Here is a 17713-nt window from a genome sequence, read left to right on the forward strand (position 1 = left end):
ACCGGAAGCAGGAACCCGCGCGGAGGCGTCCACCCCGCCCGGGTCCTCCCCGGCCCCTGAGGCGCAGCGCCGCACCGGATCTGGTTGACTGACCGCACCTCGACCGCCATCAGGGCCGGGGCATCCGCACTCCGCCGCGCGCGGTGGACACCTGGGAGGCCGCCGTGCCCGACTCCGAGCACCCGATCGACGTCCTGCTGGTCGAGGACGACCCCGGCGACGAACTCATCACCCGCGAGGCCTTCGACAGCCACACCCTCGGCAACACCCTGCACGTCGTCCGCGACGGCCAGGAGGCGCTCGACTTCCTCTACCGCCGCGGCGCCCACACCGGCGCCGTGCGCCCCGACCTCATCCTGCTCGACCTCAACCTGCCCAAATACGACGGCCGCCAGGTCCTGGAGCGGATCAAGGCCGACCCCGAGTTGGCCGCCATCCCGGTCGTCGTGCTCACCACCTCCTCGGCCACCGAGGACGTGGAGAGCAGCTACCGCGCCCGCGCCAACGCCTTCGTCACCAAACCCGTCGACCTGGACGCCTTCATGGCCGCCATCCAGCAGATCGACGGCTTCTTCGTCCGGGTGGTGAAGTTGCCCCGGCCACACCCGTGACCGGTGTGTCGTCCGCGCAGGTCGCGCTATTGTTCCAGGGTGTCCGAGTCCGCAGTGCCCGAGTGCCGGGAAGACCCGCTCGCCGACCTCCCCGAGTCGGTCGATCCCCAGGTGACGGGCGGCTTCACGCTGTGGTTCGCCGACGGCCGCTGGGAGTGGTCACCCGAGGTCTACCGGCTGCACGGCTACGAACCCGGCGCCGTCGAACCCAGCACCGAGCTGGTGCTCGCGCACAACCACCCCGACGACCGCGACCTGGTCGCCGCGCTCATCGACCGCGCCCGCACCGACCGCGAACCCTTCGCCGGACGACACCGCGTCATCGACACCCGGGACTGCGAGCACACCGTCCTCGTCGTCGCCAACCGCATCCTCGACGCCGACGGCGAACCCATCGGCACCAGCGGCTGCTACATCGACCTCACCGACACCATCGACGCCGCGGGCCAGGCCGCCGTCAGCGAGGTCGTCCCGGAGATCGTCGAATCCAGGGCCGTCATCGAACAGGCCAAGGGCATCCTCATGCGCATGTACGGCATCAGCGCCGACCAGGCCTTCAAGGTGCTCTCCTGGCGCTCCCAGGAGACCAACACCAAACTCCGCGCCCTCGCCGCCCAGCTCGTCGCCGACCTGCCGCAGGTGCCGCCACCCCGGCCGGACACCCTCACCGTCTTCGACCACCTGCTCCTCACCGGCCACGAGCGCATCCCGCCCGGCCAGGGCTGAACCGGTTCAGGCCGGCCGCGCCTCCCGATACGCCGCGACGATCTCCGAGGGAATACGACCCCGGCTGGAGATCTCGTGGCCGTTCTCCTTCGCCCACGACCGAATCGCCGCCACATCCTCCCGGCTCGCCGACGAACGACCCCCACCGGCATTCCTGCTCCGCGCCGCCCGCCCGGTCTTCCGCGCATACGGCGTCCACTGCTCCAGGAATTTCCGCAGCGAACGCGCATTCTCCGCGCAGAGATCGATCTCGTAGGACACACCGTCCACCCCGAAAGCGACCATTTCATCCGCGGCCGAGATGCCGTCGTAATCGTCCACCACCGTGACCACGACTTTGCGTGCCATGAAGCTCTCCCTCTTCGAATGCGACGACAAACGCGACAGGAATACTGTAGCGCCAGGAGATCACGCCCGAGAATGCGGCGAACAACTCACGGCAGCCGCGGCGGCGGCGCCCCGCGCGGCAACTCCGGCCCCACCGCGACCCGGCTGCCCGGCGTCCGTCCCCGCCCCCAGCCCAGCCGCTCCCGATACCGCCCGATCTCTTCCGCCGGAACCGCCGCCCCCACCGGGCGCGGCGCCGAATCCGGGTGCACGAACAGCGCATCCGCCGGGCAGTACGCCTCACACATGAAACAGGTCTGGCAATCCCGCTGCCGCGCGATCACCGGAATACCGGACGCCGTCCGATCGAACACATTCGTCGGGCACACGTCCACACACTTGTCACAGCCGATGCACGCCTCGGCCAGCACCAGCTCGATCACGACGCCACCGCCGTCCCGGTCCACACCGCATCCACCCCGCCGCAGAGCACATGGTGCCGCTGCGCCGGATCCAGCTCCGGATGATCCGCCCGCTTGCTCATCCCGCGAGTCTCGGTGCGCGCCAACGTCGAGGTGTACATCAACCGCCCCACCGCCGTGATCGCCGCCGCCTGCCGCGCCCGCACCCCGCCGTCACCCGCCGCCGCGCCATCGAGCCCGGCCACCGCCGAACCCCACACCCCGTCCAGCGCCGCCAGCGCAGGCCGCACCCGATCACCGTGCCGCAGAAAGTTCTTCTCGAACGGAATCAGCTCCGCCCGCGCCGCTTCCAGCACCGACTCCGCGTCCACCGCCGCCCCGCCCGACGGCCGCAACCCGGCCCGCCCGGTCCCGCGCAACCCCGCCGCCTCCGGGCGCCCGCGCAGCGCGAACCGCGCCGCACCAGCCCCCGCCCACGACCCAGAACTCATCGCCCACGCCGAATTATGGCTGCCGCCACCGGTGAAACCCCCGCAGATCCGCTCCCGCGTCGCCGCGTCACCCGCCGCGAACAACCCCGGCACCGACGTCGAGCAGTCGTCGTCCAGCACATCGATCCCGCCGGTGCCGCGCACCGTCCCCTCCGCCAGCATGTCCACCTCGAACCGCTCCCGGAACGGATCAATCCCGCGCCGATCGAACTGCAGGAAGAAATTCGGCTGCCCCAGCCGCATCCGCTCCCGCACCGCCGCGTCCGCCCGATCCAGCTGCGCGAAAACCCGCTCCGAGAGCAGCGCCCGCGCGATCACCGACCGCCCCCGCTGCGACCCCGCACCCTCGAGCACCGAACCGTCCTGGCGGAAAAACGTGGCATACCCGTAATAGGCCGTCTTCGTGATCGTCGACCCCTTCGCCACGATCGCGTACGCATTCGAGAATTCCATCCCGGAGAACCGCGCACCCACCTCCGCCGCCATCAACGCGCCGTCCCCGGTGTTCACATTCGTGCCGAGCGCACCGGAGAGGAACGCGCACCCGCCCGTCGCCAGCACCACCGCCCCCGCCGCAATTCGATATTCCCGCCCCAGCTGCCGCTGAAATCCCGCCGCACCGCGCACCACCCCGTCCGCGTCCACCAGCAATTCCAGCGCGGGGGAGTGATCCAGAATCCGTACCCCGGCCCGCCGGATCCAGGCCCGCATCCGCCGCATGTACTCCGGGCCCTGCACCCCGGTCCGCAGCTGCGCCCCCGTCACCGGATCCACCGGGAACGGGTAGCGGCCCTCCACCGCCAGCCGCTCCATATTCGCGTACGTCTGCTCCAGCACCCGATCCATCCACCGGTGATCCGCCAGATGCCCGCCCAGCGCCTCCCGGCTCGCCTTCGCCTTCGCCCGCGCCTCGGCCTCCGGTGCCACGTACCAGACCCCCGTCCCGGACGGCGCCGTCGCCCCGCTGGTGCCGCAGTACCCCTTGTCCACCAGGACCACCTCGGCCCCCGCCGCCCGCGCGTGCAACGCCGCCCACGCGGCGGCCGGCCCGCCGCCGAGCACCAGCACATCCGCCTCGGTCTGCCAGACATCACTCATCGGAACGCTCCCGCCGGTCTCACGATAGGCCGACGGTAAGGGCTCGCCACCCCCCACGAACACCGTTGCGCTCACCCCGATTCCGGCCCCCCGAACCCGGCGTTTGCCCCGCTGAGCCCGGGGTAACCGCACCCCGACCGGAGGAGGGAAGCGAACACATGACGCACGCCGCACACACCGACCGGACCGGGCCCGCCGACGCCCGCTCCGTCTCCGAACTCGTCGGCGACGCCAGCGAACAGCTCAGCCGGCTCGTCCGCGACGAGATCCGGCTCGCCACCCTGGAGATGCAGCAGAAGGGCAAACGGATCGGCAAGGGCGCCGGGCTGGCCGGCGCGGGCACCGTGCTCGCGCTCTACGGCGTCGGCGCGCTCGTCGCCGCCGCCATCATCGGCCTCGCCGAGCCGCTGCCCGCCTGGGCCGCCGCGCTCATCGTCGGCGTCGTGCTGCTCGTCGTCGCCGGCATCCTCGCCCTCGCGGGCAAGAAGAACGTCCAGAGCGCCACCCCGCCACTTCCCGAGGACGCCGTGCACGGCGTGCAACAGGACGTGGCCACCATCAAGGAGAGGAGCCGCAGGCAGTGAGCCCGGACCCCGATATCGACCCGGAGACCGAGAAGGAACTGGTCGCCGCCGACCGCGACCGCGCCCGCGAGGAGCTCGGCCAGGCCGTCGAGGAGCTGACCCACAAACTCGACGTCCCCGCCCGCGCCTCGGAGAAGGCGCAGGAGGTCAAGGAGAACACCAAGGCCGCCGCGGCCGGGGCCAAGGACAAGGTCACCGGCAGCGCGCAGCAGGCGGGGGAGCGGGTCGCCGAGACCGCCGCCGTCGCCAAGGACCGCGCCGCGGACTCCGCGACCGCCGCCAAGGACAAGGCCGCCGCGACCGCCGCTGTCGCGAAGGAGAAGGCCGCGGAGACCGCGACCGTCGCCAAGCAGAAGGCGGCCGAGACCGCCGCGGTAGCCAAGGAGCGCACGCAGGCCGCCGCCGCCAAGGTCGGGGAGACCACTCCGGAGCCGGTCGCCCGCGGCGGGCGCCAGGCCGCCGACTTCCTCCGCGCCAACCCGGTGCCGGTCGCCATCGGCGTCGTCAGCGGCGTCGTGCTCTGGCAGGTGCTGCGGAAGCGGGGCAGGCGATGAAGCTCGCGTACAAACCGCTCGGGCTCGCCGTCAGCGTGCTCGGCGGCCTCCTCGCCAACCTGATCTTCGGCAAGATCTGGCAGGCCATCAGCGGCGAGGACGAAGCACCGCACGCCACCTCGGAGGATTACGGCTGGCGTGAGGTGCTGCTCGCCGCCGCCGTCCAGGGCGCCGTCTTCGGCCTGGTCAAGACCGCCATCGACCGCGCGGGCGCCGAGGGCTTCCAGAAGGTCACCGGTACCTGGCCGGACGAGTGAGACGGCGTTCACGCGGCTCCGCTGCGTGAGCCCGGCGATCCCGGGTAGCCCACCGAATGGACATCGGGACCGACGACGAGAGAGAGGTACAGCAATGTCGCAACCCATCACCAGCACCCTCGAGGCCGAGCAGCAGCGCATCGCCGGTGAGGCCCTGCGCGCCACCGTCGTCGACCTCATCGACCTGTCCCTGATCGCCAAGCAGGCGCACTGGAACGTCGTCGGCCGCAACTTCCGCTCGGTGCACCTCGCCCTCGACGAGCTGGTGACCGCCGCCCGCGAGTTCACCGACGCCGCCGCCGAGCGCGCCACCGCCATCGGTGTCAGCCCGGACGGGCGCGCCGCCACCGTCGCCCGCGACAGCGCCGCCGACGGCTTCCCGGACGGCTGGCAGCAGGACACCGACGTCATCAACGGCGTCGTCACCAACCTGTCCTCGGTCATCCGCGGGCTCCGGGAGCGCATCGACGCCACCGAGAAGGCCGACCCGGTCACCCAGGATCTCATCATCGAGATCGCCGGTCGGCTGGAGCAGCTGCACTGGATGTGGCAGGCGCAGGTCGCCGAGGCCTGACCCGGCCTGTCGAACCGCCCGCGAGCCCCGGCTCCCGGGCGGTTCGGCATTTCAGGGCCGAGGGAGGGGAGTGGCGCCGGCGAGCCAGCGCAGCAGCGCCTCGTGGATCGCCTCGTCGTTGAGCAGGGTGAAGTGGTTGGCGCCCGGCAGGTGCAGGCCGTTCTCCGGCTCGAAGGCGATGCGCCTGGCCCGGCCGCGGCCGGAGCCGCTCGGGGTGAGGACCAGGCCGTCGCCGACGATGCGGCCGAGCGGGTTCTTCGGATTGCGCAGGATCGAGGCCGTCACGAAGTAGTGCTCGACGCCGGGGAGCAGCGGCACCTCCTGCTGGACGCGCTGGCTGAGGGCGTCGATATCGAGATCCGCCCAGTCCTCGTCCACCAGCGACCCCTGCCGCAGATCGCGGATACCGGCGCTGCGCCGGCGCAGGAGCCGCCCGAACGGCCTGGTCTCCGGCAGCTTCACCAGCCCAGCCGAGACGACGTGCACGAACTGCTCCAGCGGCGCGCCGAGGTGCGGGGAGCCGAGGCAGACGATCTGCCGCACCAGCGTCACCCACTCGGCGCCCTCCGCGGCGGCGAGATGGCAGGCCGAGCGGGCCACCAGCCCGCCCATGGAGTGCCCGACCAGCGCGATCCGGCGCAGCGGCACCGGCCACGCGCGCTGCGTGCGGTCGAGCAGCTCGGCGAGTTCGCGGGCGTTCTCGGAGACGTGCAGGCCGCTGTTGAACCGCACCTCGGCCGTGGCGCAGCGCAGCTCCCCGGCCAGCCGCTCGGCATAGGTGGGGCGGCCGCCGCGCCGCCAGGCGTACTCGGTCTCGACCAGGCCGTGCAGGAAGACCACGAGGGTGTCGTGCGGCGAGCCGATCTCCTCCGGGGTCACCGGCCTGCCGTCGACCCGGAAGGACATGGGGGCCGCCAGGATGGGGTTCTGCTCGGCGAGCCGGTCACCGATCAGCCCGGTCAGCACGCCGAGCAGCCCGGCACCGAAGACCGTGCGGGAGGGCGGCTCGGCATCGGGCAGGTCGGCGGTGCGCTCGGCGACCCTTCCCGCGGTCTCGGCGGCAGTACCGACGATCGTGTAGACGCCATCGGCGATGACGTCGTGCGCGACCTGGACGGGGAGCGCCGCAGGGCCCACGCCCCAGCGCACCGCCGTGAAGACCCGGGTGGAGATGGCGCGGTGGACGGCGGCGATTCCCGCGACGGCGCCGCCGAGTTCGTCGCCGGCGAGGCGGGCGAGGGCGCGTATCTCCGCGCGTCGCAGGTCCTCGTTCATGGGTTCAGTGTACAGGTGTGCACTGCATAAACTATTTATTATTGCATGTATGCGACTATGCGCATCAAATCAGTTACTGCCCCTCAATCCAAATACAAGAAACCAGCAAAGACCGGGAGGCGGGCGCTTACGGCAGCTGGGTGATCGTGTACCAGAGCAAGACGAGCGTTCCCGCCATGAAGAGCGGGGCGAGCACCCACGTCTCGACCTTGTTCCCGGTCCGGCTGATGATCTCGATCCCGAGCCGCTTCTTGTACGGCCAGAGCAGGGGACACCCGCGGTCGGTGAGGCAGTCGCCGAGGATGTGCACCAGGCAGCCGAGCGCGACGCAGAACGGCAGCCACGGGGGAGCGTCGGAGATCCAGTGCGTCATGGCGAACGTGCCGCCGAGCGCCAGTGCCAGCACCGTGCCCCAGGCGCGGATGCCCTTGCCGGGCGGGCAGAGGTGCAGGGCGCGCACCGCGAGCGCGAGCAGCACGAAGACCAGGCCGAGGGTGAAGGGCCTGCCGAGGTAGGTCATCCCGGCCCAGGTGCCGACGCCGGCGAGGGCGACGAAGAGGAGGGAGTGTGTGGCCTTGCGGTGGCCGCCGGCGAGCCAGGAGACGACCGTGCAGAAGAGCTCGGAGACCGGGCCGAGGGTATTGGCGATGGTGCCGTCCGGGTGGTCCATGTCGGGCAGCAGCGCGGCGCCCGCGGTGAGGAAGACGCCGAGCAGCAGATCGACCGTTCCGAGGTGGTGGTCGCCGGCGACGTCGAGCACCGGGTAGGTCAGGATCGAGACCGGGAGGGCCGCGGCGGCCGCCGACCAGCCGAGCGCGCCGCTGGTCGCGTGAGAATGTCCGAGCACGCACCCACGTTATCGATCTTGGTTCACGTGCGGTTCACCGGGGAGAGCGGTACAGGTTGACATAATGTAGATTATCGGCACTTTTACGACCTGGCGTTTGTGCACCGGCTCGGCATTCGCTGTACATCTGCTCCGCGCGCTGCGATGCCCATCGTGCACGCCGCGCGCTGCTCGGCCGGGTTGATCCGCGCGGGCTTTGTGGCCGACTCGCGCAACGGCAACCGCCCTCCTCCAATGCGTCACAGTGACGCCGAGTGATGCCCCAATTGCGTCACAGTGACGTATTGACCGCGCCACGCTGGAACCCGGCAAAATCTGTTGCCGGTTGATTGCTGACGCTAGGCTCGTCGCATTGTGCTGTGCATCACACCAAGGAGGTGGTGGCCGTGCGGGATCGGAGCCGAGTGGTGATCGGGCTGGCGGTGGCGGCGGTGCTCGTCGTCGGGTCCTGCGCGCAGGACGACTCAGGTGGCGGCACGGCCTCCTCGAGTCCCGCGCCGCCGAGCGGCACGGCGCAGCAGTCGCCGGGGCAGGTCGCCGGGGTGGCCATCCCGGACGGGCAGATCGACAGGGCGGTGGGCCAGCTGGATCGGATCGCCGACGAACTCATGAGCTCGTCGAAGATTCCGGGGATGGCGGTCGCGGTGGTGCACGGCGGCAAGGTCGTGTACAGCAAGGGGTTCGGGGTGCGCGATGTGACGACGCGGCAGCCGGTGGACTCGGACACGGTGTTCCAGCTGGCGTCGGTGTCGAAGCCGCTGGGCGCGACGGCGGTGGCGCGCGAGGTGGCGGCGGGCCGGGTGGCGTGGGATACGCCGGTGCGCCGGCTCTCGCCCGGGTTCGCGCTGGCCGATCCGTACGTGACGGAGAACGTGACGATCGGAGATCTGTACTCGCACCGGTCGGGGCTGCCGGATCACGCGGGTGACCTGCTGGAGGATCTGGGGTACAACCGCGAGCAGGTGCTGGAGCGGCTGCGGCAGCTGCCGCTGGACACGTTCCGCGATTCCTACGCCTACACCAACTACGGGCTGACGGCGGCCGCGGTGGCGGTGGCCGAGGCGGCGGGCACCTCGTGGGAGGAGCTGTCGCAGCGGGAGATCTACGAGCCGCTCGGGATGACCTCGACCAGTTCGCGGTACAGCGAGTTCGTGAGCCGGCCGGATCGGGCGGTCGGGCACGTGCTGGTGAACGGTGCGTACCAGCCGGCCGATCCGCCGCGGCAGCCGGATCCGCAGTCGCCGGCGGGCGGGGTGAGCTCCTCGGTGGACGACATGGCGCGCTGGATGACGATGATGCTGGCGGACGGGACGTTCGAGGGCAAGGAGATCGTGCCGCCGGGCGCGCTGCTGCCCGCGGTGTCGCCGCAGGCGATGTCCGCTCCCCCGGCGTCGCCGGATTCCAGGGCCGGGTTCTACGGATTCGGTTTCAATGTGGGGACCTCGCCGGCCGGGCGGGTGACGCTGGGGCATTCGGGGGCGTTCAACCGGGGCGCGGGGACGGCGTTCACGCTGATCCCGTCGGCGGATGTGGGGATCGTGACGCTGACGAACGCGGCGCCGATCGGGGTGCCGGAGACGCTGAACGCGGAGTTCGCGGATCTGGTGCAGTTCGGCGAGGTGCGGGAGGACTGGCGGGAGCTGTTCGCGGGGGTGTTCGAGCAGATCAACGCGCCGTTCGGGGATCTGGCGGGCAAGGAGCGGCCGTCGAACGCGAAGCCGGCGGGGCCGCTGCAGGATTACGCGGGTACCTACGACAATGCGTATTTCGGGCCGGCGGTGGTGTCGGTGGACAATGGCGCGCTGGTGTTGACGATGGGTCCGGCGGCGGTGCGGATGCCGATGCGGCACTGGGACGGCGACAAGTTCGTGTTCGCGCCGCAGGGTGAGGGGGCGAATCCGGGGTCGCTGTCGACGGCCCGGTTCGAGGGAAATCGGCTGATCCTGGCGTACTACGAGCAGGAGGGGCTCGGCATGTTCGTGAAGCCCTGACCGTAATCCGCTCTATGGCGCTGGGGTGTGACCCGGGTAACCTGGTCGAAAAGTTCGGCAGAAGGTGACGAAGCTTGATGAACGCGACCACCGTTGCCCGGCAGTGCACCCTGTGCGAGGCCCATTGCGGAATCCTGGTGACCGTCGAGGACCTGCAGGTGACCCGGATCGAGGGTAATCCCGACGATGTCCTCTCCAAGGGCTATATCTGCCCGAAGGCGACGGCCATGGGCGGGCTGCACCACGATCCGGATCGGCTGCGGACGCCGATGAAGCGGGTCGGCACGGAGTTCGTGCCGATCGGCTGGGACGAGGCGTTCGCGGAGGCGGGGCGCAGGCTGCGGCAGGTGCGGGCCGAGCACGGCGCGCACGCGGTCGGCATGTACCTGGGGAATCCGGCGGCGCACAGTTCGTCGGTGATCTACGGCGGCATGCTGCGCACGGTGCTGGGGACGAACAATTTCTTCACGGCGTCGTCGATCGATCAGTTCCCGCAGGAGTTCGCGGCGTGGCAGATGTTCGGGTCGAATGTGCTGATGCCGGTGGCCGATATCGATCGGACGCATCGGCTGGTGATCCTGGGCGCGAATCCGGCGGTGTCGAACGGGTCGGTGACGACGATGCCGGGCGCGCGGGATCGGATCAGGGCGGTGCGCAAGCGCGGCGGCACGGTGGTGGTGATCGATCCGCGGCGGACGGAGACGGTGAAGCTGGCGGACGAGCACGTGGCGGTGGCGCCGGGGGGTGATGCGTATCTGCTGCTGGGAATGTTGCATGTGCTGGTGACCGAGGGGTTGGTCGACGGTGCGGCGGTGCGGTCGCGGATGACCGGGTTCGAGGAGCTGCGGGCGCTGGTGGCGACGGCGACGCCGGAGTGGGCCGCTCCCCTGGCGGGGGTGGAGGCGGAGGTGATCCGGCGGTTGGCGCGGGAGCACGCGGCGGCGCCGTCGGCGGTGATGTACGGGCGAATCGGGGTGTGTCACCAGGTGACGGGCACGCTGACGCACTGGTTGATCAATGTGATCAACGCGGTGACGGGGAATCTGGATCGGCCGGGTGGGCAGATGTTCACCACGCCGGCGGTGGACGCGGCGCGGATGGTGCGCCGGATTCCGCTGGCGGGGTATGGGAAGTGGACGGATCGGTCGGGGCGGTTCAAGTCGTTCCGGGCGGAGTTGCCGGTGGCGGTGCTGGCGGACGAGATGTTGGACGAGGGGCCGGGGCAGATCCGGGCGATGGTGACCTATGCCGGGAATCCGGTGTTGTCGACGCCGCAGGGCGGGCGGTTGGACGAGGCGCTGGCCGGGCTGGATTTCTACGTCGCGGTGGATATGTACGTCACGGAGACGACGCGGCATGCGGATCTGATCCTGCCGCCGATCTCGCCGCTGGAGCGTGAGGACATGGACATCCTGTTGACGATGTTCAGTGTGCGGAACAATCTGCGGTTCAATCCGCGGGTGTTCGAGCCGGCCGCGGACGGGCTGGAGGATTGGCAGATCCTGGCGCGGCTGGTGGCGGAGATTCTGCCGCTGCCGGTGCGGAAGGTGACCGGGCGGGCGGTGACGGCGGTGCTGGATCGGCTGAGCCCGCTGCGGTTGTCGGCGGCGGGGGTCGCGGTGGGGCCGTACGGGGTGTTGCGGAAGGGGCCGGGCGGGGTGACGGTCTCGAAGTTGCGGAAGACGGCGGGCGGGATCGATCTGGGGCCGCTGCGGCCGCGGTTGCCGCAGTTGATCGCGACGCGGGATCGGAAGGTGCATCTGGCGCCGGAGCTGCTGGTGGCGGGGGTGCGGGAGTTGATCGCGGAGGCGGGGCGCGGTGCGGCGGTGACGGCGCCGGCCGATGGGTTCGATCTGCGGTTGATCGGGCGGCGGCATCTGCGGAGCAACAACTCGTGGTTGCACAATCTGCCGTCGATGGTGAAGGGGAAGCCGCGGTGCACGGTGCTCGTGCATCCGGAGGACGCGGTGGAGCGGGGGCTGGCCGACGGTGATCCGGCGCTGGTGTCGTCGCGGATCGGGGCGATCGTGGTGCCGGTGGAGGTGTCGGACGAGATCCGGCGCGGGACGGTGGCGATCCCGCACGGGTGGGGGCACCGGGAGCCCGGTGTCGGCTGGACGGTGGCGGCGGGTCTCCCCGGCGCGAACGTCAACCTGCTGCACGACCCCAAGGCGACGGATCCCTTCACCGGCAATGCCGCCGTCAATGGAACCTGGGTCACCGTAGCGCCCGCCCCCGGCGCCCCCGAGGTCGCCGAGCACCCCGAGGAAGCCGCCATCCCGGGCTGACGCCCTGGCTATGAGGGGTCGGCGCATGGCGACGCCCCCTCACAACCTGGGCGCGAAGACGTCAGTCCCTCCGTCGCGGGATGGCACTCCCCCGTTGCGGAAGGGCACTCCACACCCGATGTGGGAGCGCGCCCCTCCCCCGCGCGGGGTGTTTGCTCCTCCCCCGGAGGGCGGGGTTCCGGGGCGGAGCCCCGGCGAACATCCCCCTTTCGCCGGGGGGTGACACAATGCCACGATGCATGTGGCGGTCGGCTTGGTGGTCCTGGTGGCAGCGGCGGTCGCCCTGGCGGCGCTGGCGCGCCGGGCGGGGCTGTCGGAGCCCCTTGTCCTGACGGTGGCGGGAGTAGCGGCCTCGTACCTGCCGTTCGTCCCGCAGGTGGAGCTGGACCCCGAGATCGTCCTGCTCGGCGTCCTCCCCCCGCTGCTGTACACGGCGGCGATCCGCACCTCCCTGCTGGATTTCCGGAAGAACGCGGCGACGATCGCGCTGCTGTCGGTGGTGCTGGTGCTGTTCTCCACGTTCGCGGTGGCCGCGGTGGTGTGGCTGCTGCTTCCGGTGCCGTTCGCGGTGGCGGTGGCGCTGGGCGCGGTGGTGGCTCCCCCGGATGCGGTGGCGGCGACGGCGGTGGCGCGGCGGATCGGGATGCCGCGGCGGATCGTGACGATCCTGGAGGACGAGTCGCTGTTCAACGACGCGACGGCGCTGGTGGCGCTGCGGACGGCGATCGCGGCGTCGGCGGGTTCGGTGTCGGTGTGGCAGGCGGGCGGGGATTTCGTGCTGGCGGCGGGTGGCGGGGTGCTGGTCGGGGTGCTGGTGGCGGCGGTGCTGGCGACGCTGCGGCGCCGGATCACCGATCCGGTGCTGGATACGACGCTGTCGTTCCTGGCGCCGTTCGCGGCGTACCTGCCCGCGGAGGGGGTGCACGCGTCGGGGGTGATCGCGGTGGTGGTGTGCGGGATGATCCTCGGTCACGGTGCGCCGCGCTGGCAGAGCGCGGCGTCGCGGATCGCGGAGCGGACGAATTGGCGCACGGTGCAGTTCATCCTGGAGAGCTCGGTGTTCCTGGTGATCGGGTTGCAGGTGCGGCACATCGTGGAGGACGCGCTGGCCTCGGGGCTGGATGACGGGACGTTGCTGGTGGCGGTGGTGGCGGTGCCGGTGGCGGCGATGCTGGCGCGGCCGCTGTTCGTGTTGCCGTGGGCGTGGCTGAATCGGGTGCGCGGGCGGGGTGAGGAGTCGCTGCGGGACGGGCTGGTGGTGTCGTGGGCGGGGATGCGCGGGGTGGTCACGGTGGCGGCGGTGCTGTTGCTGCCGGAGGAGACGCCGCAGCTGGCGGTGTTGAAGCTGCTGGCGCTGCTGGTGGTGGCGGGGACGCTGCTGGTGCAGGGGTCGACGCTGGCGCGGGTGGTGCGGGCGTTGAAGTTGCGCGGGCCGAGCCGGGCGGAGGACGCGCTGCAGAAGGCGAATCTGCTGCAGCAGGCGGCGGCGGCGGGCTCGGCGGAGCTGGATCGGCGGGTGACGCCGGAGACGCCGGAGGAGGTGGTGCGGGCGTTGCGGGAGCGGTTGACGTTCCGGACGAACGCGGCGTGGGAGCGGCTGGGGCGGGCGGAGTCGGAGCTGGCGACGCCGACGGCGGAGTATCGGCGGTTGCGGCTGGCGATGCTGGGGGCGGAGCGGGAGACGGTGTTGCGGGCGCGGGACGACGGCGCGCTGGATTACGAGATCCTGCAGGCGGTGATGGCGCGGCTGGATCTGGAGGAGTCGATCATCGATCGGTTCGACGAGGCGGAGGTGGCGGAGCCGGAGCCGTTGACGGCGCCGGAGCGGGCGGAGAGCTGTGCGCATCTGCGGGCGGCGCCGCTGGTGCGGGTGCCGGATTCGGTGGCGGGGTGTGCGGCGTGTATCGCGGAGGGGCTGACCTGGGTGCACCTGCGGATGTGTCTGGCCTGCGGGAATGTGGGGTGCTGTGATTCGTCGGTGGGCAATCACGCGTCGAAGCACTATGCCGGCGAGGGGCATCCGGTGATGCGGAGTGTGGAGCCGGGTGAGGCGTGGCGGTGGTGTTTCGTGGACGAGTTACTGGGGTGAGCGGCGGTGTGAGTAGATGAGCCGGGCGTATTCGGTGAGCAGCCGGTCGAGGCTGGGTTCCTCGGCGCCGGGGGCGATCTGCTGGTAGCCGATGAGGGTGGCCATGCCGAGCGCGGTGAGGACGGCGGCGGTGTCGGGGTCGTGCACAATGCCGTCGATGGCCTTGTGCACGGTGCGGCGGCGGGATTCGTCGACGCGTTTGAGCGCGACGGCGACGGATTCGTCGTTGGCGCCCCAGGCGCGGATGGCGGCCTCGGCGCGGTGGTTGAGGCCGCAGGCGAGGTCGGAGAGGGCGCGGACGTCGTCGTCGGGGGTGCTGCGGCCGAAGTTGCGGGCGCGCAGGACGAGGACCTGGCGGTGTTCCCAGGTTTCGAGGAGCAGGTCGACGAAGCCCTGCCAGCTGCCGAAGTGGTGGTAGAAGGAGCCGGAGGTGACGCCGAGGCGGCGGCAGAGCACGCCGATATTGAGGCCCTTGAAGCCGAGTTCGGCCAGCACCTCGAGGGCGATGTCGAAGTACTGATCCTTGGTGACCACGCGGGACATGGGTCGCCGATCTGCTCGCAGGGACGGGAGTGAGGCCGAACAGTACCGCATCGGCTCGGCTCTTCCCGGCAGGTGAGCGGGGTGGAATCGGCGAATCGCGTGGACATCCTGGGCGGTTGTCCGATTTCGTGTCGGTTCGGGTCAGCCCGGTGCGGGCGGAGCCCGGTGGCTATCGGGCGGGGTGCAGTGCGATGCCGAGCAGGGCGTCGACGGCGGTGCGGATGGCGGCGGGGGCGGTGCGGTCGGCGCCGCCGTAGGCGAGTGCCTGGCGGGCCCATTCGTCGACGGCGGCGAGCGCCTTGGGGGTGTCGAGGTCGTCGGCGAGGTGCTGGCGCAGGCGGGCGACGGTGTCGTCGGCGGCCGGGCCCGCGGCCAGGGCGGTGGCTTCGCGCCAGCGGGCGAGGCGCTGCTCGGCGGTGCGCAGGACCTCGTCGGTCCACATGCGGTCCTGCCGGTAGTGGCCGGAGAAGAGGCCGAGGCGCAGGGCGGCGGGGTCGGTGCCCGCGCGGCGCAGGGTGGAGACGAAGACGAGGTTGCCGCGGGATTTCGACATCTTCTCGCCGTCGAGGCCGATGAGGCCGGTGTGCACGTAGTGGCGGGCGAAGCGGCGGCCGGCGCCGAGGGCCTCGCCGTGGGCGACGGAGTATTCGTGGTGCGGGTAGATCAGGTCGGAGCCGCCGCCCTGGACGTCGAACTCGGGGCCGAGCCGGTTCAGGGCGATCGCCGTACACTCGATGTGCCAGCCGGGCCGTCCAGGGCCGAAGGGGGCGGCCCAGGAGGGTTCGCCGTCGCGGGCGGCGCGCCACAGCAGCGGGTCGATGGGGTCGTGTTTGCCGGGGCGCTCGGGGTCGCCGCCGCGTTCGGCGAAGAGCCGTTCCATGGTGGCGCGGTCGTAGCCGGATTCGTAGCCGAACTGTTCGGTGGCGTCGGCGCGGAAGTAGATGTCGGGGTATTCGGCGTCCTCGACGGTGTAGGCGGCGCCGGCGGCGAGCAGTTTGCCGACCAGTTCGATCACTTCGTCGACGGATTCGACGGCGCCGATGTAGTCGCGCGGGGGCAGTACGCGCAGCGCGGCCATGTCTTCGCGGAAGAGCTCGATCTCGCGGGCGCCGAGGTCGCGCCAGTCGATGCCGTCGCGGGCGGCGCGTTCGAAGAGCGGGTCGTCGACGTCGGTGATGTTCTGCACGTAGTGCACGTCGTGGCCGGCGTCCCGCCAGAGCCGGTTGACCAGGTCGAAGGTCAGGTAGGTGGCGGCGTGGCCGAGGTGGGTGGCGTCGTAGGGGGTGATGCCGCAGACGTAGAGGGTGGCGGTGCGGCCGGGGGTCACCGGGCGCACGGCGCGGTCGGCGGTGTCGAACAGCCGCAGCGGCGGCCCTGTTCCGGCGAGGGTGGGGATGGGGGTATCGGACCAGGACTGCATGGTTCGAGGGTAGAGGTGCGGGTGGGGTGGCGGTGCCGCGCCCCGGGTCCCGGCATCCGCGCCGCACCCGGGTCGGCCGGGCCGACCTGCGGCGGGGCGGCGCGCGGGTGAAGTCAACCGTTGGCGTCCGGGAGATTCGCCGGTCACCCGGGCGGGGCCGGTGGGCGGGGCGGGGTCAGAAGGCGGGCCAGGGTATGGGGCGCGCGGAGTCCGGGAGCGGCATGACGGGGTCGTCGAGCAACCGGCGGGCGCGGTCGGCGAGCGCGGTGATCTCGGTGTCGGTGAGGTGCTCGGCGAGTTCGTCGGCGAGGTCGCCGCCGATCTCCTTGACGAGCCCGGTGATGTCGGGCAGCAACTCCTCGGGGATCGGCTCCCCCGCCCACCCCCACAGGACGGTGCGGAGCTTGTTCTCGGCGTGCAGGCAGATGCCGTGGTCGACGCCGTAGACGGTGCCGTCGGCGCCGTCGAGGGCGTGGCCGCCCTTGCGGTCGGCGTTGTTGACGATGACGTCGAGCACGGCGAGGCGGCGCAGCCGGGCGTCCTCGGAGTGCACCAGCGAGACCTCGGCGCCGGTGGGGTCGACGGCGCGCAGGACTTCGCGGAAGCCGCCGGGGACCACGCCGGCGGGGGTGAGGTCGACGAGGTCGAGGGTGTCGGCGTGGTCGGTGGTGTCGATCCAGCGCTGCACCATGCCGGGGCCGAAGGGGCCGTCGCGCAGGATGGTCTCCGGGACGGTGTGCCAGCCGAGCGCCTCGGCGACCCGGTAGGTGGCGACCTCGCGGCCGGCGAGGGTGCCGTCGGGGAAGTCCCAGAGCGGGCGTTCGCCGCGGATCGGTTTGTAGACCACGCGCAGCGGGGCGTCCGGGTCGGCGGTGGCGATGTCGCAGACCAGGGTGAGGTTGCTGGCGGTGCTGATCCGGCCGAGCACCGCCAGCTCGCCCTCCTGGAACAGCGGGTCGTCACCGCCGGGCACGGGTCACTCCTCTTCCAGGTCGGCCGCGCCGAAGATGTCGCCGCGCTTGTAGCCGTTGGTGCGCACGCACATGTGCCCGCCCGGGGAGAGCGGCTCCCCGCAGAGCGGGCAGGGCGGGCGGCCGGCGGCGATCACCTTGGTGGAGCGCAGCGCGAATTCGCGGGCCTGGATCGGGGTGAGGAAGACCCGCACCGCGTCGGGGCCCTCCTCGGTGTCGTCGAGCACGACCGATTCGTCGACCTCGGTCTCGGTGATGGCGAGCAGCTCGACCACCACCGCGCCGGCGTCGGCGTCCCAGCCGAGCCCCATGGTGCCGACCCGGAACTCCGCGTCGACCGGGGTGACCAGCGGATCGGTGTCCCCGACGGCTTCGGCCTGCGGCGGCACCTCGGCGCCGAAGCGGCGCGCGACCTCGTCCAGCAGCAGCCCCATCCGATCGGCCAGCACCTTGACCTGCTGCTTCTCCAGCAGCACGCTGACGACCCGCGGATCCTGCACGGCCTGGAGATAGAACGCGCGATCACCCGGTTCACCGACGGTCCCGGCGACGAAGCGATCGGGGGTGCGAAATACGTGGATTGCTCGTGCCATCTGCACCCTCCTCGAACCCTGACCCTCATCGACTTACCCCGGCGTGGCGTTT

18 protein-coding genes are annotated in these 17713 nt (G+C 71.3%); 9 read left to right on the forward strand and 9 right to left on the reverse strand.

What is annotated here, in order from left to right:
* Nucleotides 1-164: 164 nt before the first annotated feature.
* Nucleotides 165-611: a response regulator gene (locus AB0H71_RS03480; protein WP_357014447.1), complete on the forward strand. Its 447-nt coding sequence runs from the start codon at nt 165-167 to the stop codon at nt 609-611.
* Nucleotides 612-650: 39 nt separating this feature from the next.
* A complete protein-coding gene (locus tag AB0H71_RS03485; protein ID WP_357014448.1) occupies nt 651-1337 on the forward strand; it encodes a PAS and ANTAR domain-containing protein in 687 nt (228 codons plus the stop codon).
* A gap of 6 nt (nt 1338-1343) precedes the next feature.
* On the opposite strand, the gene AB0H71_RS03490 is transcribed toward AB0H71_RS03485, so the two are convergent.
* The 3 genes from AB0H71_RS03490 to AB0H71_RS03500 form a co-directional block, all read right to left on the reverse strand.
* On the reverse strand, nt 1344-1685 hold the full coding sequence (locus tag AB0H71_RS03490; protein WP_357014449.1) for an Lsr2 family protein: 342 nt from the start codon (nt 1683-1685) through the stop codon (nt 1344-1346).
* 86 nt (nt 1686-1771) lie between these two features.
* Complete coding sequence (locus AB0H71_RS03495) at nt 1772-2107, reverse strand: 4Fe-4S dicluster domain-containing protein (protein WP_357016130.1); 336 nt, start codon at nt 2105-2107, stop codon at nt 1772-1774.
* Nucleotides 2104-3675, reverse strand: a complete 1572-nt coding sequence (locus AB0H71_RS03500) for an FAD-binding protein (RefSeq protein WP_357014450.1) — start codon at nt 3673-3675, stop codon at nt 2104-2106. Before AB0H71_RS03500 ends, AB0H71_RS03495 begins: the two co-directional genes overlap by 4 nt.
* Nucleotides 3676-3833: 158 nt before the next feature.
* Between AB0H71_RS03500 and AB0H71_RS03505 the strand changes: the two genes are divergently transcribed.
* The 4 genes from AB0H71_RS03505 (at nt 3834) to AB0H71_RS03520 (ending at nt 5644) form a co-directional block, all read left to right on the forward strand.
* Complete coding sequence (locus tag AB0H71_RS03505) at nt 3834-4259, forward strand: phage holin family protein (protein ID WP_357014452.1); 426 nt, start codon at nt 3834-3836, stop codon at nt 4257-4259.
* Nucleotides 4256-4813 (forward strand): DUF3618 domain-containing protein, encoded by a 558-nt coding sequence (locus tag AB0H71_RS03510; protein WP_357014454.1) that lies wholly within the window; start codon nt 4256-4258, stop codon nt 4811-4813. The genes AB0H71_RS03505 and AB0H71_RS03510 overlap by 4 nt, the downstream gene beginning before the upstream one ends.
* Nucleotides 4810-5070: a DUF4235 domain-containing protein gene (locus AB0H71_RS03515; RefSeq protein WP_357014455.1), complete on the forward strand. Its 261-nt coding sequence runs from the start codon at nt 4810-4812 to the stop codon at nt 5068-5070. Before AB0H71_RS03510 ends, AB0H71_RS03515 begins: the two co-directional genes overlap by 4 nt.
* Nucleotides 5071-5164: 94 nt before the next feature.
* Nucleotides 5165-5644, forward strand: a complete 480-nt coding sequence (locus AB0H71_RS03520) for a DNA starvation/stationary phase protection protein (RefSeq protein WP_357014456.1) — start codon at nt 5165-5167, stop codon at nt 5642-5644.
* A 51-nt stretch (nt 5645-5695) separates the two neighbouring features.
* Here the strand turns inward: AB0H71_RS03520 and AB0H71_RS03525 are convergent, their stop codons facing one another.
* Together AB0H71_RS03525 and AB0H71_RS03530 are read right to left on the reverse strand one after the other, a co-directional pair.
* Nucleotides 5696-6919 (reverse strand): alpha/beta hydrolase, encoded by a 1224-nt coding sequence (locus AB0H71_RS03525; protein WP_357014457.1) that lies wholly within the window; start codon nt 6917-6919, stop codon nt 5696-5698.
* 127 nt (nt 6920-7046) lie between these two features.
* Entirely contained in the window at nt 7047-7766 is a 720-nt protein-coding gene (locus AB0H71_RS03530) for a metal-dependent hydrolase (protein WP_357014458.1), read from the reverse strand.
* Between the two features lie 359 nt (nt 7767-8125).
* On the opposite strand from AB0H71_RS03530, the gene AB0H71_RS03535 reads away from it, so the two are divergent.
* From AB0H71_RS03535 to AB0H71_RS03545, 3 genes are all read left to right on the forward strand, one after another.
* Complete coding sequence (locus AB0H71_RS03535) at nt 8126-9757, forward strand: serine hydrolase (protein WP_357014460.1); 1632 nt, start codon at nt 8126-8128, stop codon at nt 9755-9757.
* A 77-nt stretch (nt 9758-9834) separates the two neighbouring features.
* Complete coding sequence (locus AB0H71_RS03540; RefSeq protein WP_357014461.1) at nt 9835-12045, forward strand: molybdopterin oxidoreductase family protein; 2211 nt, start codon at nt 9835-9837, stop codon at nt 12043-12045.
* 235 nt (nt 12046-12280) lie between these two features.
* Nucleotides 12281-14134: a Na+/H+ antiporter gene (locus AB0H71_RS03545; RefSeq protein WP_357014462.1), complete on the forward strand. Its 1854-nt coding sequence runs from the start codon at nt 12281-12283 to the stop codon at nt 14132-14134.
* Here AB0H71_RS03545 and AB0H71_RS03550 read toward each other — a convergent pair.
* The 4 genes from AB0H71_RS03550 to AB0H71_RS03565 all read right to left on the reverse strand — a co-directional run bounded on the left by AB0H71_RS03550 (nt 14123) and on the right by AB0H71_RS03565 (nt 17661).
* A complete protein-coding gene (locus tag AB0H71_RS03550; protein ID WP_357014464.1) occupies nt 14123-14677 on the reverse strand; it encodes a TetR/AcrR family transcriptional regulator in 555 nt (184 codons plus the stop codon). The two genes, AB0H71_RS03545 and AB0H71_RS03550, sit on opposite strands and share 12 nt — an antisense overlap.
* A 169-nt stretch (nt 14678-14846) precedes the next feature.
* Nucleotides 14847-16097 carry a cysteine--1-D-myo-inosityl 2-amino-2-deoxy-alpha-D-glucopyranoside ligase gene (gene mshC, locus AB0H71_RS03555; RefSeq protein WP_357014465.1) on the reverse strand — a complete coding sequence of 417 codons (1251 nt, stop codon included), beginning with the start codon at nt 16095-16097 and terminating at the stop codon, nt 14847-14849.
* A gap of 175 nt (nt 16098-16272) precedes the next feature.
* Nucleotides 16273-17070 (reverse strand): SCO1664 family protein, encoded by a 798-nt coding sequence (locus AB0H71_RS03560; RefSeq protein ID WP_357014466.1) that lies wholly within the window; start codon nt 17068-17070, stop codon nt 16273-16275.
* A 3-nt stretch (nt 17071-17073) separates the two neighbouring features.
* Complete coding sequence (locus AB0H71_RS03565; protein WP_357014467.1) at nt 17074-17661, reverse strand: DUF3090 domain-containing protein; 588 nt, start codon at nt 17659-17661, stop codon at nt 17074-17076.
* Nucleotides 17662-17713: the final 52 nt, after the last annotated feature.

Origin of the sequence: Nocardia sp. NPDC050697, from assembly GCF_040654395.1 — a bacterium.
In the GTDB taxonomy this organism is placed as follows: domain Bacteria; phylum Actinomycetota; class Actinomycetes; order Mycobacteriales; family Mycobacteriaceae; genus Nocardia.

Coding starts and splice junctions, on each gene's coding strand:
- AB0H71_RS03490 (WP_357014449.1), bottom strand. CDS start 1,685: ATGGCACGCAAAGTCGTGGTCACGGTGGTGGACGATTACGACGGCATC.
- AB0H71_RS03500 (WP_357014450.1), bottom strand. CDS start 3,675: ATGAGTGATGTCTGGCAGACCGAGGCGGATGTGCTGGTGCTCGGCGGC.
- AB0H71_RS03505 (WP_357014452.1), top strand. CDS start 3,834: ATGACGCACGCCGCACACACCGACCGGACCGGGCCCGCCGACGCCCGC.
- AB0H71_RS03515 (WP_357014455.1), top strand. CDS start 4,810: ATGAAGCTCGCGTACAAACCGCTCGGGCTCGCCGTCAGCGTGCTCGGC.
- AB0H71_RS03520 (WP_357014456.1), top strand. CDS start 5,165: ATGTCGCAACCCATCACCAGCACCCTCGAGGCCGAGCAGCAGCGCATC.
- AB0H71_RS03525 (WP_357014457.1), bottom strand. CDS start 6,919: ATGAACGAGGACCTGCGACGCGCGGAGATACGCGCCCTCGCCCGCCTC.
- AB0H71_RS03540 (WP_357014461.1), top strand. CDS start 9,835: ATGAACGCGACCACCGTTGCCCGGCAGTGCACCCTGTGCGAGGCCCAT.
- AB0H71_RS03545 (WP_357014462.1), top strand. CDS start 12,281: ATGCATGTGGCGGTCGGCTTGGTGGTCCTGGTGGCAGCGGCGGTCGCC.
- AB0H71_RS03550 (WP_357014464.1), bottom strand. CDS start 14,677: ATGTCCCGCGTGGTCACCAAGGATCAGTACTTCGACATCGCCCTCGAG.
- mshC (WP_357014465.1), bottom strand. CDS start 16,097: ATGCAGTCCTGGTCCGATACCCCCATCCCCACCCTCGCCGGAACAGGG.
- AB0H71_RS03565 (WP_357014467.1), bottom strand. CDS start 17,661: ATGGCACGAGCAATCCACGTATTTCGCACCCCCGATCGCTTCGTCGCC.